Source organism: Colwellia sp. MB02u-14, assembly GCF_014076915.1.
Lineage (GTDB): Bacteria > Pseudomonadota > Gammaproteobacteria > Enterobacterales > Alteromonadaceae > Colwellia_A.
Genome location: NZ_JACGUX010000087.1, coordinates 197,900 through 222,470, shown reverse-complemented (window position 1 = coordinate 222,470; position 24,571 = coordinate 197,900). Strand labels below are relative to the sequence as shown.

The window sequence follows — 24,571 nt, the reverse complement described above, 5'->3', positions numbered from 1 at the left end:
CTTATGAATAAGCCGTTTACTGGAGTTTTTGTGAATTATTTTCAGATATTTGGTTTTGCATCGCAGTTTGAACTTGATGTTCATAAATTAGCTGATATTTACCAAACACTACAAAAAAAAGTACATCCAGACAAGTTCGCTCATGCATCAAGCCAAGAGCAATTAGTTGCCGTTAAAAAATCAACCTTAATTAACGATGCTTATCAAACGCTGAAAAACCCCTTAATGCGTGCCCAATATTTATTAGAATTACGAGAAAGCGATCAGCCTAACGAACAAGCTTCGTTTAGTGATAACAGCTTTTTAATGCGCCAAATGGAATTACATGAAATGCTTGATGATGTTAAACATGCTAATGACCATGAAGCCGCAATTCTAGCGTATGCTGAAGTATTAAATATAGGCTTTCAAGGGCTTGCTGTAGAAATGCATGCACACCTTGACGAAAACACAATACAGTCAAATCTATTAGCGGGTAATAATTTACGCAAATTAAAGTTTTATCAAAAATTACGTGTTGATCTTGATAAATTAGAAGATCAGCTTTTTAATGATGAATGATCGCTAATTCAAATGAATTTTTAGTGTAATAAACTAACAGCAAAAATGTGTTTTTTTATTTACAATGGAATATCATACCGCCCGTTAATCGTAATCGAATATAAAAGAGTCTAAAAATGGCGTTATTGCAAATAGCCGAGCCCGGCCAAAGTACGGTTCCTCACGAACATCGTCTCGCCGCAGGCATTGATCTAGGTACAACTAATTCTCTTATCGCTAGTGTTAAAAGTGGTTTATCTGAAACCATAGTAGACAGCGAAGGACGAGACATATTACCTTCAATCGTAAGTTATCAAGCGAATGAAATATTAGTGGGAAATGCCGCTAAAGCACATTCGGTTAGTGACCCAGAAAATACTGTCGTTTCAGCCAAACGCCTGATTGGTCGCTCATTAGCTGATATTCGTAACAAATATCCTTCATTGCCTTATTCTTTCTCAGGTGACGAAAGTCACCCAAGCATCACTACACGTACCGGTGAAGTAAACCCAGTACAAGTGTCAGCTGAAATCTTAAAAAGTTTAAAAAAACGAGCTGAACACGCGTTAGGTGGTGAGCTAAGCGGTGTTGTTATAACTGTTCCTGCTTACTTTGATGATGCTCAGCGACACAGTACAAAAGATGCAGCAAAACTTGCTGACCTAAATGTTTTACGTTTACTCAATGAGCCTACAGCAGCGGCTGTTGCTTACGGTTTAGATAGCGGAAAAGAAGGCATTATTGCTGTTTATGATTTAGGTGGTGGTACTTTTGATATTTCAGTATTACGTTTAAATAAAGGCGTTTTCGAAGTGTTAGCTACCGGTGGTGACTCTGCATTAGGTGGTGATGACTTTGACAATATTCTTGTTGATCACATCATCGAACAGACTGATCTACAACGACCATTATCAACGACATTAGAACGTCAATTGCTGCAACAAGCTTGTCATGTTAAAGAGCAACTCACTGAAAATTTGGTGATTAGTTTTTCATTAACATTAGATAATGGAGATGAAAAACATGGCGAAATTAATCGTGATACGTTTGAATCTTTGATCAATGTGTTAGTGACCAAAACATTGCGTGCCTGTCGCCGCGCATTAAAAGATGCAGAAATTACTATTGATGATGTGATTGAAGTCGTTATGGTAGGTGGTTCAACGCGTGTTCCACTGGTGCGCCAGGAAGTTGAAAAATATTTTAATCGTCTGCCATTAACCTCTATCGATCCCGATAAAGTTGTAGCCATTGGCGCCGCGATTCAAGCTGATATTTTGGCGGGTAATAAGCCCGATAGCGATATTTTGTTGCTTGATGTTATTCCATTATCGCTTGGTTTAGAAACAATGGGCGGATTGGTTGAAAAAGTTATCCCTAGAAATACAACAATTCCTGTTGCTAAAGCTCAAGAATTTACTACTTTTAAAGACGGTCAAACTGCAATGGCCGTACATGTGCTCCAAGGTGAACGTGAGCTTGTTGAAGATTGCCGATCGTTAGCACGTTTTGAATTACGTGGTATTCCTGCAATGACTGCTGGCGCTGCTCATATTCGCGTTACTTTCAAAGTTGATGCGGATGGATTATTAGAAGTTTCAGCCATGGAAAAGTCAACGGGGATAGAAACAGGCATAACAGTTAAGCCTTCATTTGGCCTCGAAGAGCAAGAAATTACTCAAATGCTGCGGGATTCAATGAGCAATGCTGAACAAGATATTCAAGCGCGCATGTTGAAAGAGCAACAAGTTGAAGCATCGCGAGTTATTGAGTCAGTGCAATCTGCATTGATTAATGACAGCGCGTTATTAAATCAAGATGAAATTACCACGATAAATAATGCAATAAACGCGTTAGCGAAGATTGCCCAAAGCACGGTTGCGGATGATATTGAAGCAGCTATTGAAATATTAAATGAAAGCACTGCTATTTTTGCTGAACGTCGTATGGATTCATCGATAAAAACAGCATTAGCAGGACATTCAGTAGACGAAGTTTAAAAACTTTTAGGAGCTAAGAAAATGGCGAAAATTATATTCCTTCCTAACGAAGACTTATGCCCAGACGGTGCAGTTGTTGAAGCAGAAAAGGGAGAAAGTGTACTTAACGTTGCGCTACGTAGTGATATTGGTGTAGAGCACGCCTGTGAAAAAGTATGTGCTTGTACTACTTGTCATATGATCATCCGTGAAGGTTTTGATTCAATTGCACAATCAGATGAACTTGAAGATGACATGCTTGACAGAGCTTGGGGATTAGAGCCAGAATCTCGTTTAGGTTGTCAAGCGTTGGTTGGAGATGAAGACTTAGTTGTTGAAATTCCAAAGTACACGGTGAATATGGTGTCTGAAAACCACTAGTTTATTATTATAGGTATTTATTTTAAAGGGCAATAACATGTTAATGTTATTGCCCTTTTTGATCGCAGCTAAGATATGATTGGATATTTATATCTTGATAGTTTCTTTAACTTTCAACAAGAATGATTAAGCGTTATTTTGTTTAGGTCAATAGACAGCAGATTAAAAATTTGTTCTACTTGAAACCGATATTTGCGCAATAAAATGTTTAATAACCGTAGATATATATTTTATAAATAATTTTAGGCCTCATAAATTTGTCTGAACTATCTAAATCACAAACGATAAAAAGTTTAACCATTACTAACCAGTTTGCTACGGATATCTTGTTATTAAATACCCCAAGTGAAATTTGGCAATATTTAGCACAAAATATTGTTGAAAAGCTCGGTTTTGACGATGCCGTTATTTATACTTTAGATGCTGGTGGGCAGACCTTAAGTCGAATGTCAGGCTTTGAAAAGAAAACGTCTATCAATAATGATAAAAGTAGTGATATTCAAATAAGAGATACAACATCTAACTCGATAGTCATCCCATTCAATCAAGGTGTTATTGGCAAGGTTGCCGCTACTAAAAAACCAATATTAGTTAAAGATACGCGAGAATTTGAAAGTTATATTGTTGATGACGAAACTACGCTATCAGAGTTAGCCGTACCTATTTTATTTAAACAGCAATTATTAGGCGTCATTGATTCTGAACATGAAAGTATTAATTTTTATACTGAATATCACCTAAGAACACTGACCGCGTTAGCGACAATAACCGCGATGAAAATATCTCAAATCATCAGGGTTGATGGTTTGGAAGAAGTTATTGAAAATTTAGAATATGCCAATAAAATTCAAGACGCACTCTTTGAAATAGCGGAACTTATTTTTAAAACTAAAAGTATTGATGAATTTTATCAATACTTACATCAATGTATTGGTCGCCTTACCCTAGCAAAAAACTTTTTTGTTGCATTGTTAAAAGACAATGGCAAAAGGATCGACTTTCCTTATGCTATTGACGAGTTTGACAGTGCTTCAAATTTCACAAGTTTAAACATCGATCCTAATGTCTTAAGTATTACTGGTTATGCGCTAGCTAAAGACCAACCTTTTCTTTTTTACGAAAAAGACATTCAAAAGATGCTTAATGAAAAAGCAATCTATATACGCGGTAGTATCCCCAAAGCTTGGTTGGGTGTACCATTTGGGAGCGGTATAAATAAAGGGATTGTGGTTGTACAAAGTTACAGTACCGAGTTCTTATTTCAAGAAAAAGACAAACAATTACTCATGTTTGTTGCCAAGCATATTAATAATGCTATTGAAAGAATGGAGGCTAAGCAAAAGTTACAATTTTTAGCCTTACATGATCCATTAACGAACTTACCGAACCGTTCGTTATTCAAAGATAGGCTCCAACATGCGTTCTTGCATTGCCAAAATAATCGTCACGACAATATAGCAATACTCTTTATTGACGTGGACAGGTTTAAAAAAATTAACGACACTTATGGTCACCATGTTGGCGATAAGTTACTGGTTGCTATTGTGAAGTCAATAACAACAACGTTAAGAAACACTGATACACTCGCTCGTTTAGGTGGTGATGAATTCGCCATATTACTTGATGGTAATATTGATCATGAGACCATTTGTCGGATAACTGAAAGTATTCTTGCGGTTATGGCCGCGGCTTTTAATATTGATGGCTTGAATATTTCCAGTAGTGTAAGTATTGGTATAGCAACCTATAGCGATACGAGTGAAAGTGCTGAACAGTTATTAATTGATGCAGACCATGCTATGTACCAAGCAAAGTTGAAAGGTCGCAACCAATATGTATTTTTTGAAGCACTTGAAGAACAAAGTAAATCAATTAATGTGAAAGTTGAGTATGATTTTGATAAAGCATTAAAAAATCAAGAGTTTATTGGCAATTATCAACCGTTGATTGATTTTGATACGGGAGATATTATTGGAGCTGAAATTTTAGTTCGTTGGCAACACCCTAAATTAGGGCTTTTGTATCCAGATTTTTTTATTCCTATTTTAGAAAAATCAGGACAAATAGTTCAACTTGATCTCTATATGCTAAAGCTCGCTATGAGTAAACTCAACCTTTGGGCTCATTGGCTTCCCCAAATATTTAAGCTGAGTGTTAATGTTTCAACATCAGGCTTTGCGTCACAAGATTTTATTAACTATTTGCAATCGCAACATCATCTATCTGCAGTGACCACCGAACGGTTATGTGTCGAAATTACTGAAGAAAGTTTAATTCTAAATGTTGATGCGGTGAAAAGACATTTAGATATTTTAAAAAATCTTCACATACCAGTTGCTTTAGATGACTTTGGTACAGGCTTTTCATCGCTAAGTTACTTACATCAATTTTCCTTAGATTATTTAAAAATAGACAAAAGCTTTGTTGATGACTTAAATGAAGTGAGCAATAAAATCTTAATATTGGATGCTGTGGTTAATTTAGCCAAATCATTGAAAATAAAAACGACAGCAGAAGGTATTGAAACCGAAGAACAATACCAAAAGCTTAAAGAAATTGGCTGTGATGTTGCCCAAGGGTACCATATTGCAAAACCGATGCTTGATACGGACTTTAAACTTTTCTTCTTAAATTGGGAGGGAATGTTAAAGAGGATGGCATCAACAGCTCGTTAACTTTTTTGGTATCGACCATATAATCTCGAAGTAACACCGTATCTGCATCTCAAGTCGCGCTTTGAGGTTTACTCATTGCACAAGGCTGTTTCACTCTTTATGGCGTAGCTTAGTCTTTTAAGGATGATAATACCTATTGCCAACTTTGAAAAAAAGCAGATAGACAGACCACGGCGCAATGAGGGCTTTTTATTTCAGCCTCTAAAGAAGAACCTTTGATTTTGGTGGGTACTCTTCCTATAAAACTAAAATCATTGATCTTGCTTCGTCTTATTATCGTGATCAATTTGGTGATTGTACTACTATCTCTTACCCTGCATTAGTCTTAAGTTACGCTGTTATGTTTACTGCTGGCTTTTATACTCTACCGAATTGGCAAAAAAGTGTTTGGTAAGTCAATATTATTAAAGTGGCTTTGGCTTTGTTTATTGCCAGCTCAATTACTTTCTTTATTTCAAATGGTGGTTATTACGCGTTTTCAGGTAAATTCCCTGTGTTGTCATGGACGGAATATGCAACACGTGTCGATAAGTATTATGTTGAGTCTATTTCAAATCCTATTTTTTAGGTTATTTCAGCTATGATCCTCGATTTTACTTTGAGTCATTTTTTCAAGGCAAAATCAATAAATGTTAATACACACGTAAATGGTCGATTGTAGTTTCGCCTTGAAATGAAAAGCAATAATGACAAATATAATCGACAATCAACACGATAAAAATAATTAAAGAGAAGAGACCAATTAATGGCGTTATCTAATAAAAAGACACTCCCATTTCAAGATAAATCCGAGTATAAAAAAGGGAGTGGTGTTATGTTTCAGCACACATTATTGCTGCACCGCATTCTGGCTCTGTAAAAACAAAAATTAGAGCTGCGCTTGCCCGTTACCACCGTAATCAAGGCCTTAAAGTAATAGTATTTAAAGCTGGGCCAGATTTTATTGACCCGATGATATTACGTAAAGCCAGTGGTGAATTAGTTTATCAATTAGATTGATGGTTAGTCGGTGAGCAGGGTTGCCAAGCGCTACTTTATCGCGCGGCGTAAGACTCAGATCTGATTCTAATCGAAGGTGTGATGGGATTGTTTGATGGTACCTCAAGTAGGGCAGATTTAGCTCAGCATTTTAATATCCCTGTTCTGGCTGTTATTGATGCTAAGGCAATGGCTCAAACCTTTGCCGCAGTGGCTTTTGGTTTAGCTAAATTTAGAGAAAACTTATAATTTTCTGGTGTTATTGGTAATCGAGTCAATTCAGATCGTTATGCTGAAATGCTCAGTAGTAACGTGCCATGTGAATTACGCTTCTATGGCTGTATCCCAAAAGATGAATCGATAACTTTGCCAGAGCGGCATCTAGGTTTAGTAAAGGCGCAAGAGCTCGTAGATATTGATGAATAACTCGATCAAGCTGCTAGTCATATTGAGAATACAGCCCTAACCTCAATACCTGAAGCATTGAAAAATAAGCTAAAAAGGCAAGAAGGTTATCAGTCAATGGGCCAAGTTTATCGCGATCCTGAAACAGGTAAGTTAATATTGAGCAGTAATGAATAACGCAATTAATAGCGTAATGATTAAATAGAATGAGAATATTATGAGTGATGTGAATAAAGAGGCTGAAAAAGCAGCTGCGAAAGAACAAAAACATATTGAACGCCAAAAGAAAATTAAAGCCAATGTTGATGAACGAATTGCTCAAGCGACAGAAGAGCGCGGTGTTTTTGTTGTTATAACCGGTAATGGCAAAGGCAAAAGTACTTCTGGTTTTGGTACCGTATTACGCGCTATTGGTCATGGGCAAAAAGCGGGTGTTGTACAATTCATTAAAGGCAGTAAGTGGGAATGCGGCGAAATGAATATTTTAAAGCAATTCTCGGTTCAGCATCATGTGATGGGCACGGGGTTTACCTGGGAAACGCAAAGTACTGAAACTGATTTAGCCGCAGCAAAAGTTGCATGGCAAAGAAGTAAAGAAATGCTCAGTGACGAAACACTTGATATTGTTTTACTCGATGAAATGACTTACATGGTGAAATATGGCTATATTGAGTTAAACGAAATTATCGAGGCGTTAAATAATCGCCCTAAAATGCAGCACGTATTAATTACCGGCCGTGCCTGTCATCGTCGGTTAATTGAATTGGCAGATACGGTATCAGAAGTACAACCAATCAAACATGCTTTTAAAGCGGGAGTTAAAGCACAAAAAGGACTTGATTGGTGATCGTTAGCAGATTGATTAAGTCAGTAAAGTTATATTATTGGTGTTACAACGTGGCTTGACTCATATTTACCTTGAGGGGGAAAACTAGCTGTCATATATTTAGAATTTTCAATCTCATATTGACGCCATTAGTGACTAAATGGAAACATTGAGTCACTATTTACGTACTTAATACATTATTAATATTCATATACTATTATTAACAATAAAATCACCGCACAGTATTGATGAATATCGGAATTAAAATGAGAAATACGATAAACCACTATGGTTGGGGCACTATTACTTTACACTGGCTAGTTGCCGTGACCGTTGTCGGACTCTTTACATTAGGCTACTGGATGGTAGATCTGGGGTATTATGATCCTTGGTATAAGCAAGGCCCCGATCTTCATAAAAGCATAGGGATCCTTTTGTTTTTAGTCATGGTTGTCCGTATTCTTTTACGTCTTGTTCAAGTAAAGCCACAGGCTATTGAAACTCATACTGACACAGAAAAAAAATTAGGCCATTTAGTACATGTTTTTTTGTATAGCGCGCTATTTATTCTAATGATCAGTGGCTATTTAATTTCAACAGCTGATGGACGTGCCATAGAGGTGTTTGAATTAATATCGGTAATAAGTTTTGGTGAGCTATTTACTGACCAAGAAGATCTTTCTGGCATGGTACATAAATATCTTGCTTACGTACTCATATCCGTAGTTGTTTTGCATGCATTGGCTGCACTGAAACATCACTTTATCGATAAAGATACAACGCTAAAAAGAATGCTTGGATATCGAGCAGATAAACAATAAATAGACTTAACTAAAACATTCAACTCAACTATTTTAAAAGGGATCACATGAAAAAATTATTACTTGCGTCAACACTTTCAGCATTACTTTTTGCACCCGCTTTTACGTCAACTGCCAATGCAGCAGATTATGTCGTTGACTATAAAGGCGCTCATGCCTCAGTAAACTTTAAGATTCAACATTTAGGTTATAGCTGGTTAACGGGGCGTTTTGATAAATTTAGCGGCAGTTTTAGTTATGATGCAGCGGATCTATCTTCAGCTAAAATTGAAATGTTCGTCGATACAAACAGTTTAAACACCAATCATGCTGAACGTGATAAGCATGTACGTAGCGATGATTTTCTTAATGTCGACAAGTTTGGAAGTGCAAAGTTTATTAGCACTAGCATTACTGATAAAGGTCAAAATAAATTAGCCATTAACGGGACTTTAACCTTACACGGTGTTAGTAAAGACATTATTATTGACGCGATAAAAATTGGCGAGGGTAAAGATCCTTGGGGTGGTTACCGTGTTGGCTTTAGCGGTACAACAAAAATTGGTTTAGCTGATTTTGGTATTCCAGACACGTTAGGGCCTGCTTCATCACATGTTGAATTAGAATTACATATAGAAGGCATCAGAAAATAGTGATTGGTTAAACGTCTGACCGATGTTTTTATTTCTAAATTTTATTAGATAATCATATTAATTGACTTTATATGTATAAAGCCAGCATCAATGCTGGCTTTATTTTTATAAAATCACAGTGACTTCATCGGTGAACTTTACAAACAGTGATGGTTTTATTGTGCTTATTCATATTTTATTGAAAAATAATAAAAGAAGATTTTATGGAAAGTCTTATGATTAATAAGTTAACTTACCTTTTTAAATTGTTTTTGGTAAAAAAAACCTTGAACAAAATCAACATTCAACTGTTTTGCGAAGCGTAAATCTTCTGCGGTTTCTACGCCTTCTAAGATAACCTTTTTACCGGTATTTCGTGCATAGTTGATCATCGACTCAACGAGTAACATAAAGTTACGGTTAGACCTATTAGTGACGACATATCTGTCAAGTTTGATATATTCAACAAGTTGAATCACAGCCATCGACACCATTGATTGTGGATTACAGAGGTCGTCGATAGCGGTATGAATGTTATTTTTTGATAGATTATCAATCATCGCTAAGCTCATAATAGCATCGTTTATTTCTGAATTTTCGATGAGTTCAACAATGATTTTAGATTTTTGAAAACCTTTAAATAATTTTAAAAATGGATTGTCATCTTTTAAAGTCCCCGTTGAAAAATATGAGTCTTGGTCTAAATTAACAAAAATGTCTATCTTATTGGGAGCATAGGCGAGTTGTAATTTTTTTTGTTGGTATTCTACTTGAAATAAACTAAGTGGACTGTCATGTAAAGAAGAATAAACAAGATCAGGTCGTATCGCTGAGTTATCTTTAGTAAAAAACCGTGATAAACATTCATAGGCATATATTTCTTGGCTATTAATGCAAACAATAGGCTGATATTCAACACCATAGCGCTGACTTTCCATCAGATCTATCAAAGTGGAGGGTGAAAGATGAGTTTTAGTTTTCATAAATAATCAGGTTGCCATAGGACTAACCTGTCCTACAGCTTAAATATAACTGTATTGTAAATGATAATCATTATCATGTGAAGTTATTGGTTATATTGTTAAGATGATTATAAAATTAGCAATATAGGCGTATATAAATTTAGCAAAAATGGCTTTTAGCTGTTAGAATTCGCGCGATTTTTTAATGGCTGAGCATTCGGCACTCACATTTAATAAAGGTGCATATTATGTCTAAATTTTTCTATCGAGGAACTCCTGATGTTATGGGAACTCACGGAACTGCAGGTTACAAACCTAATCGTGATATTAAGCTTGGTAGCGCAGCAAAGCCGTTAACGCTTGTTGTTACATCAAAAGAAAGACAAGAAGAAATTTTAGTTATTGTTGCAGAGCATAATTTTATTGCCAATATTGAAATTAATGCTGACGAAAAGGAAAACATAGTTGAGCTTGAAGCGGTGCTAAATACGCCTAAAACGCAACGTTTTGATAAAACACCAAGCAGAAACGATCCTTGTTCTTGTGGAAGTACAAAAAAATATAAAAAGTGCTGTGGATAAATAGCTCACTCCCATAAATAAACGAAGGCTAAGGAGATATTCCTTAGCCTTTTTTATTGATACAATTATGGTAAAAATAGTTAAATTGACAGATACTTAACTATCAATCGGAGTAAGCAGGAGAGGATAATTAAGTGAAAAAAATCAGTTTAACGCAAGATGAAAATTTATCATTTAAAGTTAACCAGCAATTATCACAACAAGAATCACAACGTTTTGACCTCTATTTTTCAATCCCCGAAGAAATGGGGATTAATGCCATCACTCTCAGTGAAGAAAATTACTTCCATAGCAGTATCAGAAGTCATAGTGCTTACTTTTCTCGTCAAGTGCATCTTCCCTTAGTCAGAAGCCGATTTATTAGCCAAAAAAAAGGTGAAAAGGGCGATTACCGCAGTAACTTAAATTTATTCTCATACCAATTCAGAATAGCACTCGAAACAGATATTAAGCAGGCATTACAAGAAGACGATATTGAAATATTTTATCAATCTGCCCTCGAACTTGTTGACCAAACACAAAATCTGTTAAAGAAACTACGCCGATATACCCCATTAGATCCAAAATTAAGCTCTTACTTTGAAAATGTTGACAACTATTTAAGTTGGCATACCGAGCAGTCATTTCTTAATTTATTGGCTAATGGACCAAAAAGCTCTGATTATTCTGAGTCACGAGAGTCCTTATTCGAGTTATGTCGCCAAGAAAATAACTATCGAAAGCAGCAGCAATATAATTCAAAAATCACCCTCGCAGATCCTAACCGCATCACTAATAAAATGCGGTTATTACAACGTTTAAGTGAGTTTGGTGTTGTATTTAAAAGAACGACACATGATTTAGATGACAATTTAAAACGTTTAGTTCGTGGCAGTATTACCACCGTTGTTATGGCATTTGTTATGTCTATTGTGCTAAATGCTCGGTCAGCTTTCACAGAAGTAACCTTAGTATTGATCACCTTCTTAGGGGTGATTTATGGTATCCGTGAAATTTTTAAAGATGATCTAACACGTTATATTTGGCGAAAAATTCAACGTGGCCGCCCAAAATGGCAGCACGTGTTTACCGATAGCTTATCAAAAAATAAAATGTCTATGCAAACGTTATGGCTTGATTATATAGATAAAAAAGATTTACCCAATATTGTCGACAAGCACTTTCAAAAGCGCCGCCAACAAAATAAGCAAGCGGCGCAGTTATTACATTTTCGCTGTGACTCAAAAGTTTTGGCAAAAGAGTTTATGCCTGGCTTTAAAGAAATACAGCACCAAGTTTTTTTCAACTTAACACCGTTTGTACGTTTTTTGAAAAAAGGTGAAGGCCGCTTGTATGCCCTTGATGGTAGTAAAATATCGAATCAAAGTGTTGAGCGGCGCTATCAAATAAATTTAGCCGTAGTGCAAGAACAAAAAGTAGTGGGCAGCCAAACTCAACAATATGTTCAACGCTTTAAAATAACATTAAACCGCTCTAAAATTATTAACATTGAAGGGATGAAGTCAGAACAAAATTATGAAGGGGCTTAATAGTAGTGCAGATAATAAGGGCTCACCTACAAAAGAGTTACCTTGTAGATGAGCCATCAGAGTTTAACATTATTGACTGATCATTAACTAGACGACCGATTTATCCGCCTTATATACATCAAAATTAATGTTATCTAACCTAATCGTTTTTAACATGCCACCTATACCCAAAAAAGCGATAACTTGGAAATAGATACTGTTAATAATAATTTCTAAATACCCTAATTGATAAAAATCGACAGCAGAGTTTGCTATTAAAAATAGACTTAAAAACATACTTACTGAAACCATAGATTGTAAAGAGAATTCAGTTTGTTGGCTTCGGTCTTTTACTGCTTGGTATGGGTCTAAACGCTTCCCCGTTAAATGCCAAATGGTTAAACCTATAAATAAGGCGTGTACTAAGCTAAGCGCCAATATTTTAATCATTATGTCATGAGTGAATATGAAGTCATTCACGTATAAGTCAAATAATATATAAGCAAGTACTAAGACTATTGATGATATCACGGCTATTGGGGATACATAATCAAATAGCTTCCGCGGTGCTAAACCGGCTGAACGACTGGTATTTCTATTCGCTTTCCTCATCAATTTGAACTGACGGCAGCCTGAAATTTCTAACAGCATAAACGGAATGAACTGTACCATACCAAACATTAAGGGTAAGCCTTCGGCAAACTTTTGGTTGCTATCATATTCGGTCGACATAAGCGCATAAACTCCCATCAGCGCTAGACCCGCAAAGAATATTATTTGATTGAGTAATTTATAGCGAGCTTTAGCCGCAATGACTTTTTCGGTAGATTCAGGATAAAGCTTTGGGTAGTCCTCAGGCGGGAATTTTTTTAAAACGCCCTCAATTCGGTTGATAATTTGTTTAGGGTAGTAATATGAAATGAGTATAATCTGGCTTAAAAATAAAGCGTAAAATAAAATGTTAATTGACATTTTCTTCTCCTTAATTGTTTTTGCTGTTCATTGCACAGCTAAATGCAATACGTATTTCTGAGTCGGTAACGCCAGCTTTTTTACATGCTGAAATTGCGAAGTTCAACTGGGCTATAACGTCAGCATTTAAATCCATTTTGCTATTTATTAGCGCTTCAGGATGAACAAATGTCCCCCGATAACCTCTGCTTTGAATGACTAAGTCGCGCTCCAATAACTTATACGCTTTAGCAACCGTCTTACTATTGAGCTCTAAATCATTCGCTAGCTGCCTAATAGAAGGCAGCGAGTCACCTGGTTTAATTTTACTCTCGATGATTGCTGCCTTTATTTGCTCAACGAGTTGAGTAAATAAAGGTATTGGATCTTCTATATCAATGGTAATTTCCATCTTTTCTTTATGCTCCAGTTGTTCCGTGTGTGGTAATGGTACATCTATTTTATTGATCAGTACAAGAATAATTCGAGTGTTTTTTGATTATTAAAATTGAAAGGGAGACTTTAAATTTTTTTTTACAAATATAATCAAGGAATTATAAATAAATTGAGGGTTTAATTATTTAATGATGAGGGGAGATATTAGCGTTAAAGCCTGAATTTACCAATAAATTCAGGCTTTAGTTTATTCTTAAACAGTATTACTTAACTTCTTCACCTGCCGCTTGTTTATCGGCATGATAACTTGAGCGTACAAGAGGTCCACAGGCGGCGTGTTCAAAGCCCATCTTAATCGCTTCAGCTTGATACATATCAAAAACATCTGGATGTACGTAGCGCTCTACAGGTAAATGATGTTTACTGGGTTGCAAGTATTGACCAATAGTTAACATCGTTACACCATGACTACGTAAGTCACGCATTACTTGTAAAATCTCTTCATCAGTTTCACCTAAACCAACCATTAAGCCTGATTTTGTTGGTACTTTTGGATTAGCCTCTCCAAATTTTTTCAGCAAGTCTAATGACCACTGATAGTTTGCACCCGGACGTGCTTTTGTATATAAGCGTGGCGCAGTTTCTAAGTTATGATTAAATACATGTGGTGGTTTGGCATTCAAAATTTCTAATGCACGGTCCATGCGACCACGAAAATCAGGGACTAAAATTTCCACTTTAGTATTTGGAGCATGTATGGCTATTTCACTAATACAATCAGCAAACTGTTGAGCGCCACCATCACGTAAATCATCACGGTCAACCGAGGTGATCACGACATATTTTAGCTTCATGTCTTTAAGTGTTAATGCTAGCTTTTGAGCTTCATCAACTTTAGGTTTTAAAGGTCGACCGTGGCCAACATCACAAAATGGACAGCGACGTGTACAGATGTCGCCTAAAATCATAAAGGTTGCGGTACCGTGATTAAAACATTCCGATAAGTTTGGGCAAGAGGCTTCTTCACATACCGAATGTAAATCATGCTTGCGTAGTGCAGCTTTTATACTGTCGATTCGGTCTGTTGTACGAGGCAGCTTAATACGTAACCATTTTGGCTTTCTCAGCATGGTTTCACGCTCTGAAGGCACAATTTGAATGGGGATATGCGCCATTTTTTCAGCATCGCGCATTTTTGTGCCAGGGATAACTCGAGTTGTTTTAGTGGTCATTGATTTCGTCCCAACCAGTTTTATAACTGATGTTATTGGTATTTAATAATTTAGCGAGGTGTCCCACTAAGGATTCACCTGCTTGAGCTGTATCTGTTAATTGACTGATATCGGCTGTTTGCACCATTTCAAGCCCTTGGTAACCGCAAGGGTTTATTCGAAGAAATGGCGATAAGTCCATATTTACATTCAGTGCTAGGCCGTGAAAAGAGCAGCCCTTGCGAACTCTTAAACCCAAGGACGCTATTTTCTTTTCATCGACGTAAACGCCGGGCGCATCAGGTTTGGCTTTTGCGATAATATTAAAATCGGCTAATGCGGTAATTAACCCATCTTCAAGTAAGGTGACAAGATCACGGACACCCATTTTTCTGCGACGTAAATTAATCATAAAATAGATAACTTGTTGACCAGGACCGTGATAAGTCACTTGTCCACCACGATCCACTTTGACAACTTCAATATCGCCAGGCATGAGTAGGTGCTCTTCTTTACCTGCTTGGCCTTGTGTAAAAACAGCAGGGTGCTCTACTAACCAAAGTTCGTCTTGAGTGGTGTCGTTGCGATCATCAGTGAATTTTTGCATCGCTTGCCAAACGGTTGTGTAGTCCATAGTGGCAAGTTGTCGAATGATTAACGAATTTTTCAAGTTTATACTTCACTTAATTCTATTGATATGGATTATATCCAAATAATAATAGGAATACACCGGATAAATACTAAGGTTATTATCGTTACACTATAAGTGGTAAATGTTGTTATAAAACGTAGCGGACTATTTCAATAGCCGTTAGTTTTGTGTAAATAGTTTCGATGTGCTCTTTACTTGTTACCGTAACAGCGATAGAAAGAGATTGGTAAGTTCCTTTTGAACTGGCTTTTATTTTAGGGGAATAATCACCAGGTGCATGCTTTTGTAGCTCATTAATCACTAAATCAGGCAATTCGTCGCAAGCAACGCCCATCACTTTAAAGTTAAGTACGGTTGGAAATTCTAATAATTCATCAAACTTGGTTTTCATGTTTACTCTCTAAAATAATACTGTGATACTCATTTCATTAAACTATTGACCAATTGCGCGGGTAAATAACTATAAAACTTTATTCTTTTCAATGCTAATAACAGGCTATTAGTCAATGAAGCGCCTTGTGCAAATTTATTTTTATTACACATAATAAGTACATCAATTTAATGAGACCTTTATCATTGGGTTAATAGTCTATATTGGGGTATTTTATCATTATTTAAATAGAATGTGATCATTGTATTGATGGCTTTTATTAAGGTCATGATATTGATAATAAAAAACTCGGCAGCAGCCGAGTTTCATAAGAAAGGAGTTTATGTTTCTTAATTAGTTAACGAATTGTAGTTTTATATAATCCATTAGTTTACTAAACAGGCCACCTTCATTGACTTCTTGCAAAGTGACTAAGGGGTATTCTGCAATGTCCTCACCTTCTAGTCGTAGAAATAACTTTCCAACAACAGTACCTTTAGCTAAAGGAGCTTCTAATTGCTGATCTAGCTCAAAACTTGCGGCTAGATTTTTTCGCTGTCCACGAGGTATAGTGATGGGTGTATCAAGTGATATACCTAAATCAACTTCTTTTACATCGCCCATCCATATGCGGTTGGTAGTAAATTTTTCGCCGGCTTTATAAGGAGTGTAGGTTTCAAAGAAACGGAAACCATAATTGAGTAGCTTCTTACTTTCAACTTTTCTCGCACGCTCACTATCGGTACCCATTACCACACTCACTAAGCGCATTCCGCCTTTAGTAGCTGAAGAAACTAAGCTGTAACCCGCCTGTGAAGTATGACCTGTTTTTAAACCGTCAACATTCATGCTTTTATCCCATAATAAATTATTACGGTTGTATTGTTTAATATTGTTATAGCTAAAGGTTTTTTGGCTATAAATTTTATATTCTTCTGGAACATCGCGAATAAGTGCTATGGCAAGTGTTGCCATATCGCGAGGTGTTGTTTTATGTTCTTGGCTATCAAGCCCGTGGCTATTTTCAAAGTAGCTACTGTTCATCCCTAGTTGTTCAGCATGGCCATTCATTAATTGAGCAAATTGACCTTCGCTACCGGCTATATGTTCTGCCATAGCAACACAAGCATCATTACCTGAAGCAACAATAATACCTTGATTGAGTAATTCTACTGAAACTTCTGTACCTACCTCAATAAACATAAGTGATGAACCAGGGAAATTTTTAGCCCAAGCTTTTTCACTAATTTTTACTAAGTCACTGTTATTGATATTGCCACTGTCTAATTCTTTACCTATGATATAACTGGTCATCATCTTTGTTAAGCTAGCTGGGGCTAACAGAGCATCGGCATTACCTTGAGCAAGAACTTTACCTGTGGTGAAGTCAATCAATATATGACCTTTTGCTTTTACTTCTGGTGGTGATGGGGTGATAGTTAATGCTTGAGAGAAAGAAGAAACTGTTAAAGCAAAGGCACCGAAAAGGCAGAGAAGTTTTTTTGAAGTTTTAGCTGTTTTTTTAGCTAATGGGTAAGTCATAATATTCCTACGAAACTGAATGATAAAAGGAGGATTTTTCAGCAGTATACCATCTTTATTACTGATTACTATCTTGGTATCGTGGCAAATGGTTACGAATAATTATTTCAAGCTAAATGCACTGGGATAGGCTGTTTTTTGTAAGCTTATTAGGATGGTATTTAATGCTTCCACATCAGTAAATGGGCCCATTTGTACACGGAAAATATCATTGTTCTTTGGGGTAATCGTATTGACTTGATACAAGTTTTGCAGTGTTTGTGCTGTTTCATTGGCAAGTTGCTCATTTTTAGTGGCAAAAACTTGAATATATTTACGCTCTTCACTAATTTCGGAGGTTGTTAGAACAGCAGGAATTACTTGTTTCTCTTCAGGTAATGAAAAATCGGTAATAGCGGTAACCGTCACATTCGCTACGCCTGTTTTCATCATATCGAGTTTATAGGCCGCACTATACGATAAATCAATAATACGGTTTTGATGAAACGGCCCCCTGTCATTGACCCTAACAATAACGGAACGATTATTTGCGTTATTCGTTACTTTTAAATATGTGGGCAACGGTAAATTTTTATGTGCCGCACTCATCGCGTACATATTATAAATTTCACCATTTGACGTTAAGTGACCATGAAATTTTTCGCCATACCAAGAGGCAATACCTGTTTGGCTAAAATTTTCAGCACTTTTTAATACCGAATAAGTTTTGCCACGCACTTGATACTGGCTTCTATTGCCACCTCTACTATGGGCTTCTGCTCTTGGTGTTATATCAACAAGCTCACTTACCGAGGGCGAACGTGTTGGCTTGCTATCACTTTTTTGTTGATAGCGGCCTGTATTCATACTACAAGCAGAGAGTAGGGTTAATATTATGATGAGTAGAATTATTTTTTGCACTGTCGATTTATCTTATGATGTTATCAATGAATTTAAGCGATAAAACGCTTATGAGTACTAACAGCCATTAGAATGCCAAAACCTGCGAGTAATGTCACCATTGATGTTCCGCCATAACTAATTAAAGGTAAAGGGACACCTACAACGGGCAATAAACCAGAAACCATGCCTATGTTCACAAAGACATAAACGAAAAAAGTTAAGGTAATGCTACCAGCTAATAATTTTGTGAATGCGTGATCGGCATGTACAGCAATCCATAAACCTCGCATTACTATCATTAGATACACACTGAGTAAGACTGATACACCAACAAAGCCAAACTCTTCACTGAATACGGCAAAAATAAAGTCAGTGTGTCGCTCAGGTAAAAACTCTAACTGCGACTGTGTGCCTTGTAGCCAGCCTTTACCGTCAAAGCCACCAGAGCCTATTGCTATTTTCGATTGAATAATTTGATACCCTGAGCCTAAAGGATCTTGTTCAGGATTCAAAAAGGTTGTTACTCTCTGTTTTTGATAAGGTTTCATTAGGAAGAACCATAAAACAGGAATAAATGCTGAGACTAAACCTGCGCAAACACTGATGAGTTTCCAGCTGGTCCCCGCAAGAAATATGACAAAAATACCTGAACTTGCGATCAATAAAGAGGTACCTAAATCAGGTTGCTTAGCAATTAATAATGTTGGGATTAAAACCAATATAAATGCCATTATTATTTTTGATGTTTTGGCAGGTAAGTCGAACTGACTAACATACCAAGCGATCATTATAGGGACAATAAGCTTCATTATTTCTGAAGGTTGAAACTTCATAAAACCCACATCTAACCAGCGCTGTGCACCTTTACCAACATGACCAATTAGTAATACGGCAACTAAAAGAAGTAAACCTAAAACAAATACAGGCACTGCCCACTTTTGATAAGCAAGAGGGGGAATTTGAGCAATAGTAAACATCACTAACAAGGCAATGCCTAGGCGAGTTATTTGACGATAAACAATCGCCATTTCTTGGCCACCTGCGCTATAAACAACAAATAAACCTAAAATCATTAACGCAATTATGCCCAGCAACAATGGTACATCAATGTGAATTCTTTGCCAAAAACTTCGTAGTTTTTGTTGATCATGCCCAATATTACGCACTAGTTAGGCCCTGTTTTTTTGTCTATACCATAAACATTGGTGTGTTGAGGGTGCTTGTTTTTATCTGTACTGATGATGTTTCTGTCACCAAAATATTGATCCATTACTTGGCGTGCTACTGGCCCTGCGTTAGTGCCACCACCGCCTTCTAAAACATTTTCTACAACAACAGAAACTACTATTTCTGGGTTTTCATAGGGAGCAAAGGCAACGAACATTGCATTGTTTCGTTGTTTTTCTTTCGTTGATTCTGCATCATATTTTTCATCTTGTTTCTTTGAAATTAGCTGAGCCGTACCTGATTTCCCTGCCGCATCATAATGAGTCCCTCGAAAGGCGGGATAAGCTCTTTGTGCGGTATTATGCATAGCATCAAGCACTAAATTCCAGTGTTTATTGTCTTTTAAAATAATCGGTGGTTTATCGTCATATTCTGTCATCTTAGTGATCATTTTAGTAACGATATTGACATCACTTCCAGTTTTAATAATCTCATCGGTGTTTGACCTTTCTTCTTGGATATTTTCGCTGACTAGCTCCGCTGTTGAACGTAAAAAATGTGGAATTTTTATTTCACCTTTGTTTGCTAAAATAGAGATAGCTTGTGCTAATTGTAAAGGTGTTACTGTCCAGTACCCCTGTCCTATACCAATAGAAATGGTATCGCCGGTATACCAAGGTTTATTGTAACGATTACGTTTAGTTTCCCTGCCAGGTAAAATAGCGCGGCTATCCTCCAATATGTCAACACCGGTATAATCACCAAAACCAAATTTTTCCATCATGTCGGTAATGCTGTCTATACCTAATTTATAGGCTAAATTATAAAAGTACACGTTACAAGAATGTTCAATGGCTTTATTTAAATCAACCCAACCATGTCCTGGTGCCCACCAATCACGATATTTGTGCTCAAGACCTTTAAGTTGGAACCAGCCAGGATCGTAAAAACGTGACGTTTGCGTGATAACATTTTCTTCTAGACCAGTTAAGGCTAGTAAAGGCTTAACGGTTGAAGCTGGAGGGTAACCTTGTACACTGCGATTAAGCAAAGGGCGATTGTTTTTGGGGTTAAGTAATTTACGATAATTTCTACTACTGATACCATGAACAAATAAATTACCATCGTAACTGGGGTTTGAATACATAGCGAGTATTTCACCACTGCGCGGATCCATCGCTACAACCGCACCGCGCTTACCTGCTAAGGCGCGTTTCGCGATCATTTGTAGTTCAATATCTATACTCAGGGTTAAATTTTGTCCTGAAATTGGCGGCGTGTAGTCAAGTGTTCTTATTACGCGACCTTGATTATTTATTTCAACTTCTTGATGTCCAATAGTGCCATGCAGTAATTTTTCATAATACCTCTCTAAACCTAGCTTACCTATATTACGCGTTGCTGCGTAATCTTCTGCTAAATTTTGCTCGTCTAAGCGAATTGAGTCTTTACGGTTGATACGTGCAACATAGCCCAGTGAATGCGTCGTTAAATCACCAAAAGGATAGTAGCGCTTAAGGCGAGCATCAATAAAAAAGCCAGGGAATCGGTGTTGGTTAACAGAAAAAAGAGCGACTTGTTGTGCGCTTAATCTCGAGTGAAGCTCTATGGGTTTAAAGCGTCGTTTACTTTTAAGGGCTTTAAAGAGCTTTTGCTGTTTTTCTTCGCTGATATCAAGTAATTCACTGATTTCGGCAATATGTTTTTTTAAGTCAGTCGTTTGTTCAGCAATAATCTCTAATGAATATACGGGTTTGTTATCGGCAAGTAGAACGCCATTTCGGTCGTAGATAATTCCGCGGTTTGGTGCTACGGGCAGGAGTTTTATACGGTTTGAATTAGACCGTGTTTGGTATTTTTCATAAGAATTAATTTCTAAATCATAAATATTACTAAATAAAATCAATAATAAAACGAGGATACCAACAAATGCGATGAATGTTCTGCGAGCAAATAAATTAGCTTCAGCCGAGTGATTTCTAATAGCAACACGTTTGTTCGAAGCCATTACTATTCTCGGTGATATGGGTGGTTATTATTAATGCTCCACGCACGATATAAACTTTCAGCAACAACAATACGAACCATAGGATGGGGTAAAGTCAGTGTAGATAAAGACCATTTTTGCTCCGAAGCTTTAATACACGCTGGCGCCAAACCTTCAGGACCCCCTATCAGTAAAGCAACATCGCGACTGTCTAATTGCCAACGCTTAAGTTGTTGGGCAAGTTGTGGTGTTGTCCACGGTTTACCTTCCACTTCAAGCGTAACAATTCGATTACCTCTGGGAATTGCGCTTAATAACAGTTCGCCTTCTTTTTCTAGAATACGAGCAATATCAGCATTTTTACCGCGTTTACCCGGCGGGATTTCTACTAAATGAAACGACATATCTCGAGGAAATCGACGACAATATTCGTTAAAGCCTTGAGTAACCCATGCTGGCATTTTATTGCCAACAGCATATAAGGTAAGCCGCATAATAGTTTAGTTTACCTTCACTACTCGTTTAGTTCCACAATTCTTCTAGCTGGTAACGGTCACGAATTTCGTCTGTCATTACGTGAACAATTACATTGCCTAAATCAACTAACGCCCATTCTCCAATGTCATTACCTTCAATGCCCAATGGTTCCAGGCCTTTAGCGCGACATTCGACAGCAACCGAGTGTGCAATAGATTTTACATGGCGATTTGAGTTACCCGAACAGACAACCATGTAATCAGCAAAACCTGATTTTTTGGCGATGTCTAAAGTCGTGATGTCACGACCTTTCATTTCTTCAATTTTTTCAATAACAAATGCCTTTAACGCTTCAACTTGCAAGGGGAATACTCTTAGTGTAAATAATAATGCGTTATAATATCATCATTTATTCTGCAGGTTAACTATCAAATTATTTTTGATAGAGTTTTTTTTCAATAATATAATCATGCACACATTCTGCTAGCTGATTATTGTGACTTTTTTTGTCCAAAAGTTGTTGTCTTATTTCGCTCGAAGATATATTAAGCGACTGGTTTTGATGGAAAATAATGCCACCGGAAGTTTGTTGTTTTATTTCGTTCAGATCATTTACTTGGTGGTTTTGTAATAATTGCTGAGTAGCGATATTAATTTGATTTAATTGATAACCAGGACGAATATTTACCACAATATGGCACAAAGAAAGAATAGTTTGCCATTGATACCACTGCGTAAAATTAAGGAGTGAATCCATGCCGATTATAAAAAAGACTCTGCTATTAGGTCGCTCTTCTTTAATTTCTTGTAAGCTCGTGACCGTATAAGAGGCGGTATGGCGTTTGAGTTCACGATTATCCAGTTGAAATAATGTCTGTTGCTGGCAAATAAGCTCTACCATGGCGGCTCGGTGACGCGCACTGGTCGTGGTGGTGTTTTTATGAGGTGGTATATGAGCAGGGAGGAAAAAAAGCTGTTCGACATTAAGCCATTTTGCTGTTTCTTTTGCTGTTTCTACATGCCCATTGTGAATAGGGTCAAATGTTCCCCCCATAATAGCGATGTTTTTCTTATCTGCTGGCAGATGCTTATCCAAATTCATAATCAAGATTGAATTTTTTTGTGGTTTGCCCATGATATAGGCTTATACAAACATCAGCCAATAATATAAAAGGGTTAAAATCACTACTGGTTTTACTGATTAAATCTGTTTGAGCTAAACGCGCTTGGGCTTGGTTAATATTGTCGCGGGTGATATGAGTCAGTGCGTACTGGTAAAGGGGCTTCTTTTTATCCCATACACGGTATTTTTTATAGATGCTATCAATGTTTTCACCCTGTTTAATTTGTTCCAACATCGCTGATAACTGGGTGATTTCTTTGTGAAGAAACCAAACAAGCTGGCCAACCGCTACTCCTTCATGTTGAAGTTGATCTAGCATGGCAACGCATTTGGTAAGGTTACCACTGAGTAAAGTGTCAACCACTTGAAAAGGGTTAAACTTTGCTTGTTTAATTAATAATTTTTCTGCATCCTCAGCGGTGATCAGTTGAGAGCCAAAGAGTAATGAAAACTTTTGTAATTCTTGTTCTAAAGCGGGTAAATTACCTTCAAATAACTCTATCATCAGTGGTATAACATCGTGATGAATAGTTAACTTGTGCTGTTTTATTTGTTGGTTTAGCCATTGTTGAAGTTGGCGACCTTCGATATCGTAAAGGGGTAAAAAGCAACCTAATTGTTCTAGCGTTTTAAACCACTTCCGCTTTTGACCTGCAGCATCGATTTTAGGACCATGAAAGATAAGTTGTACATCACGATGGAATTTTTCACTCAGCTTGAGTAATATTTTACTGCCCGCTTCGGCTATTTTTCCCGTGACTAACTCTATTTCAATGATACGTTGTGCAGCAAACAAGCTCATTGCTTGATATTCTTCAACCAATATATTCCAGTCAAACTTGTCGTCTGCAGTTAGGCGAATCACTTCACTAAAGCCTTGTTGCTGACAATGTAGTTTTATGGTGTTTAAGCTATCGTTTTTTTGCCAAGGTTCATCACCAAAAACTAACCACACAGGCTTAAAGCCTTGATTGAGTGTGTTAGCTAATTGGTTATGATAAATACGCATTAGATCTTAATCGTAGAGAGATCGCGTAAAATTTTATTAGCGGCTTGTTTACGCATTTCACTGACCATTAAGTCGAGTTCACGACTTTTAGCCAGGGCAACATTGGGGTCGTCTTGATAATCACGGTTAAGCTCAAACACGTAAGACCGAATATCACTTTGTGAAAGCGCCAGTTGATAACGAACCGTATAAATTAATTCGTATTCAGCTACTTGCCCATTCGGAAAAACTGAGAGTGTACGACGATTTAAAGTGTCTTTTAACAGTTTAAGTTGTGGGACATTTTCGGCAGCGCTTGAAACTAACGTTATCTTATTTAAGCTCAGATGTTGTTTAACTTGGCGAGTAAGCTCGCCAAATTTATCTTCTGAAGTTAAATGTAAGGTTTGTAGTTGCGGTGACAATAAATAGTCACCGCGTAAAGCAAAGCCACAACTTGACAAAAACAAGGTTGATAAAGCAAAAAAAGCCATCACTAAATGTGCTTTGTACTTTGTAATTGATCTGTGAGTGTAGCTCATGTTTTTGACCTTTAGG

General features: G+C 37.0%; 26 protein-coding genes. 11 read left to right on the top strand and 15 right to left on the bottom strand.

The annotated features are described in order from the left end of the window. The first annotated feature begins 30 nt into the window (after nucleotides 1-30). The 9 genes from hscB (at nucleotide 31) to H4J52_RS17345 (ending at nucleotide 9,237) form a co-directional block, all read left to right on the top strand. A complete protein-coding gene (hscB, locus tag H4J52_RS17380; protein WP_182181991.1) occupies nucleotides 31-561 on the top strand; it encodes a Fe-S protein assembly co-chaperone HscB in 531 nt (176 codons plus the stop codon). A 116-nt stretch (nucleotides 562-677) separates the two neighbouring features. Next, complete coding sequence (hscA, locus tag H4J52_RS17375; RefSeq protein ID WP_182181992.1) at nucleotides 678-2,540, top strand: Fe-S protein assembly chaperone HscA; 1,863 nt, start codon at nucleotides 678-680, stop codon at nucleotides 2,538-2,540. 21 nt (nucleotides 2,541-2,561) lie between these two features. Continuing rightward, nucleotides 2,562-2,900 carry an ISC system 2Fe-2S type ferredoxin gene (fdx, locus tag H4J52_RS17370; RefSeq protein WP_182181993.1) on the top strand — a complete coding sequence of 113 codons (339 nt, stop codon included), beginning with the start codon at nucleotides 2,562-2,564 and terminating at the stop codon, nucleotides 2,898-2,900. A 257-nt stretch (nucleotides 2,901-3,157) separates the two neighbouring features. After that, nucleotides 3,158-5,575, top strand: a complete 2,418-nt coding sequence (locus tag H4J52_RS17365; protein ID WP_182225303.1) for an EAL domain-containing protein — start codon at nucleotides 3,158-3,160, stop codon at nucleotides 5,573-5,575. A gap of 828 nt (nucleotides 5,576-6,403) precedes the next feature. Next, on the top strand, nucleotides 6,404-6,574 hold the full coding sequence (locus tag H4J52_RS20565) for a hypothetical protein (protein ID WP_404851989.1): 171 nt from the start codon (nucleotides 6,404-6,406) through the stop codon (nucleotides 6,572-6,574). Nucleotides 6,575-6,661: 87 nt separating this feature from the next. Beyond that, on the top strand, nucleotides 6,662-6,802 hold the full coding sequence (locus H4J52_RS19705; RefSeq protein WP_220460124.1) for a hypothetical protein: 141 nt from the start codon (nucleotides 6,662-6,664) through the stop codon (nucleotides 6,800-6,802). A 373-nt stretch (nucleotides 6,803-7,175) separates the two neighbouring features. After that, a complete protein-coding gene (gene cobO, locus H4J52_RS17355; RefSeq protein ID WP_182223368.1) occupies nucleotides 7,176-7,805 on the top strand; it encodes a cob(I)yrinic acid a,c-diamide adenosyltransferase in 630 nt (209 codons plus the stop codon). Nucleotides 7,806-8,044: 239 nt separating this feature from the next. Further along, nucleotides 8,045-8,605, top strand: a complete 561-nt coding sequence (locus tag H4J52_RS17350; RefSeq protein ID WP_182182126.1) for a cytochrome b — start codon at nucleotides 8,045-8,047, stop codon at nucleotides 8,603-8,605. A 47-nt stretch (nucleotides 8,606-8,652) separates the two neighbouring features. Continuing rightward, the gene (locus tag H4J52_RS17345) at nucleotides 8,653-9,237 is read left to right on the top strand and encodes a YceI family protein (RefSeq protein WP_182181996.1); all 585 of its coding nucleotides are present in this window, start codon (nucleotides 8,653-8,655) and stop codon (nucleotides 9,235-9,237) included. A gap of 227 nt (nucleotides 9,238-9,464) precedes the next feature. On the opposite strand, the gene H4J52_RS17340 is transcribed toward H4J52_RS17345, so the two are convergent. Beyond that, complete coding sequence (locus tag H4J52_RS17340; RefSeq protein ID WP_182181997.1) at nucleotides 9,465-10,199, bottom strand: EAL domain-containing protein; 735 nt, start codon at nucleotides 10,197-10,199, stop codon at nucleotides 9,465-9,467. A gap of 227 nt (nucleotides 10,200-10,426) precedes the next feature. On the opposite strand from H4J52_RS17340, the gene H4J52_RS17335 reads away from it, so the two are divergent. Both H4J52_RS17335 and H4J52_RS17330 read left to right on the top strand, forming a co-directional pair. Continuing rightward, nucleotides 10,427-10,759, top strand: coding sequence for a PBPRA1643 family SWIM/SEC-C metal-binding motif protein (locus H4J52_RS17335; protein WP_182181998.1), 333 nt, complete (start codon nucleotides 10,427-10,429; stop codon nucleotides 10,757-10,759). Nucleotides 10,760-10,893: 134 nt separating this feature from the next. After that, nucleotides 10,894-12,288: a hypothetical protein gene (locus H4J52_RS17330; RefSeq protein ID WP_182181999.1), complete on the top strand. Its 1,395-nt coding sequence runs from the start codon at nucleotides 10,894-10,896 to the stop codon at nucleotides 12,286-12,288. Between the two features lie 87 nt (nucleotides 12,289-12,375). On the opposite strand, the gene H4J52_RS17325 is transcribed toward H4J52_RS17330, so the two are convergent. The 14 genes from H4J52_RS17325 to lptE all read right to left on the bottom strand — a co-directional run bounded on the left by H4J52_RS17325 (nucleotide 12,376) and on the right by lptE (nucleotide 24,555). Next, complete coding sequence (locus H4J52_RS17325; RefSeq protein WP_182182000.1) at nucleotides 12,376-13,239, bottom strand: hypothetical protein; 864 nt, start codon at nucleotides 13,237-13,239, stop codon at nucleotides 12,376-12,378. Nucleotides 13,240-13,249: 10 nt separating this feature from the next. Next, a complete protein-coding gene (locus H4J52_RS17320; RefSeq protein ID WP_182182001.1) occupies nucleotides 13,250-13,630 on the bottom strand; it encodes a GntR family transcriptional regulator in 381 nt (126 codons plus the stop codon). 247 nt (nucleotides 13,631-13,877) lie between these two features. Further along, complete coding sequence (gene lipA / locus H4J52_RS17315) at nucleotides 13,878-14,846, bottom strand: lipoyl synthase (protein WP_182182002.1); 969 nt, start codon at nucleotides 14,844-14,846, stop codon at nucleotides 13,878-13,880. Further along, on the bottom strand, nucleotides 14,836-15,501 hold the full coding sequence (gene lipB, locus H4J52_RS17310) for a lipoyl(octanoyl) transferase LipB (protein WP_182182127.1): 666 nt from the start codon (nucleotides 15,499-15,501) through the stop codon (nucleotides 14,836-14,838). Before lipB ends, lipA begins: the two co-directional genes overlap by 11 nt. A 103-nt stretch (nucleotides 15,502-15,604) precedes the next feature. Continuing rightward, on the bottom strand, nucleotides 15,605-15,868 hold the full coding sequence (gene ybeD / locus H4J52_RS17305) for a DUF493 family protein YbeD (protein WP_182182003.1): 264 nt from the start codon (nucleotides 15,866-15,868) through the stop codon (nucleotides 15,605-15,607). Nucleotides 15,869-16,201: 333 nt separating this feature from the next. Then, on the bottom strand, nucleotides 16,202-17,389 hold the full coding sequence (locus tag H4J52_RS17300; RefSeq protein WP_182182004.1) for a serine hydrolase: 1,188 nt from the start codon (nucleotides 17,387-17,389) through the stop codon (nucleotides 16,202-16,204). Between the two features lie 102 nt (nucleotides 17,390-17,491). Then, the gene (locus H4J52_RS17295) at nucleotides 17,492-18,289 is read right to left on the bottom strand and encodes a septal ring lytic transglycosylase RlpA family protein (protein ID WP_310649597.1); all 798 of its coding nucleotides are present in this window, start codon (nucleotides 18,287-18,289) and stop codon (nucleotides 17,492-17,494) included. Between the two features lie 32 nt (nucleotides 18,290-18,321). Then, entirely contained in the window at nucleotides 18,322-19,437 is a 1,116-nt protein-coding gene (gene rodA / locus H4J52_RS17290) for a rod shape-determining protein RodA (RefSeq protein ID WP_182225302.1), read from the bottom strand. Then, the gene (gene mrdA, locus H4J52_RS17285) at nucleotides 19,437-21,446 is read right to left on the bottom strand and encodes a penicillin-binding protein 2 (RefSeq protein ID WP_182225301.1); all 2,010 of its coding nucleotides are present in this window, start codon (nucleotides 21,444-21,446) and stop codon (nucleotides 19,437-19,439) included. Before mrdA ends, rodA begins: the two co-directional genes overlap by 1 nt. Before the next feature lie 2 nt (nucleotides 21,447-21,448). Then, a complete protein-coding gene (rlmH, locus tag H4J52_RS17280; RefSeq protein ID WP_182223369.1) occupies nucleotides 21,449-21,919 on the bottom strand; it encodes a 23S rRNA (pseudouridine(1915)-N(3))-methyltransferase RlmH in 471 nt (156 codons plus the stop codon). 28 nt (nucleotides 21,920-21,947) lie between these two features. Beyond that, entirely contained in the window at nucleotides 21,948-22,265 is a 318-nt protein-coding gene (rsfS, locus tag H4J52_RS17275) for a ribosome silencing factor (RefSeq protein ID WP_182182008.1), read from the bottom strand. A gap of 70 nt (nucleotides 22,266-22,335) precedes the next feature. Further along, a complete protein-coding gene (gene nadD / locus H4J52_RS17270; RefSeq protein ID WP_182182009.1) occupies nucleotides 22,336-22,998 on the bottom strand; it encodes a nicotinate-nucleotide adenylyltransferase in 663 nt (220 codons plus the stop codon). After that, entirely contained in the window at nucleotides 22,991-24,034 is a 1,044-nt protein-coding gene (holA, locus tag H4J52_RS17265; RefSeq protein ID WP_182225300.1) for a DNA polymerase III subunit delta, read from the bottom strand. Before holA ends, nadD begins: the two co-directional genes overlap by 8 nt. Next, the gene (gene lptE / locus H4J52_RS17260) at nucleotides 24,034-24,555 is read right to left on the bottom strand and encodes an LPS assembly lipoprotein LptE (RefSeq protein ID WP_182182011.1); all 522 of its coding nucleotides are present in this window, start codon (nucleotides 24,553-24,555) and stop codon (nucleotides 24,034-24,036) included. Before lptE ends, holA begins: the two co-directional genes overlap by 1 nt. Nucleotides 24,556-24,571 lie beyond the last annotated feature (16 nt).

Coding starts and splice junctions, on each gene's coding strand:
- lptE (WP_182182011.1), bottom strand. CDS start 24,555: ATGAGCTACACTCACAGATCAATTACAAAGTACAAAGCACATTTAGTG.
- lipA (WP_182182002.1), bottom strand. CDS start 14,846: ATGACCACTAAAACAACTCGAGTTATCCCTGGCACAAAAATGCGCGAT.
- H4J52_RS17345 (WP_182181996.1), top strand. CDS start 8,653: ATGAAAAAATTATTACTTGCGTCAACACTTTCAGCATTACTTTTTGCA.
- cobO (WP_182223368.1), top strand. CDS start 7,176: ATGAGTGATGTGAATAAAGAGGCTGAAAAAGCAGCTGCGAAAGAACAA.
- fdx (WP_182181993.1), top strand. CDS start 2,562: ATGGCGAAAATTATATTCCTTCCTAACGAAGACTTATGCCCAGACGGT.
- ybeD (WP_182182003.1), bottom strand. CDS start 15,868: ATGAAAACCAAGTTTGATGAATTATTAGAATTTCCAACCGTACTTAAC.
- H4J52_RS17325 (WP_182182000.1), bottom strand. CDS start 13,239: ATGTCAATTAACATTTTATTTTACGCTTTATTTTTAAGCCAGATTATA.
- holA (WP_182225300.1), bottom strand. CDS start 24,034: ATGCGTATTTATCATAACCAATTAGCTAACACACTCAATCAAGGCTTT.
- H4J52_RS17340 (WP_182181997.1), bottom strand. CDS start 10,199: ATGAAAACTAAAACTCATCTTTCACCCTCCACTTTGATAGATCTGATG.
- hscA (WP_182181992.1), top strand. CDS start 678: ATGGCGTTATTGCAAATAGCCGAGCCCGGCCAAAGTACGGTTCCTCAC.
- H4J52_RS17335 (WP_182181998.1), top strand. CDS start 10,427: ATGTCTAAATTTTTCTATCGAGGAACTCCTGATGTTATGGGAACTCAC.
- rlmH (WP_182223369.1), bottom strand. CDS start 21,919: ATGCGGCTTACCTTATATGCTGTTGGCAATAAAATGCCAGCATGGGTT.
- mrdA (WP_182225301.1), bottom strand. CDS start 21,446: ATGGCTTCGAACAAACGTGTTGCTATTAGAAATCACTCGGCTGAAGCT.
- H4J52_RS17320 (WP_182182001.1), bottom strand. CDS start 13,630: ATGGAAATTACCATTGATATAGAAGATCCAATACCTTTATTTACTCAA.
- H4J52_RS17300 (WP_182182004.1), bottom strand. CDS start 17,389: ATGACTTACCCATTAGCTAAAAAAACAGCTAAAACTTCAAAAAAACTT.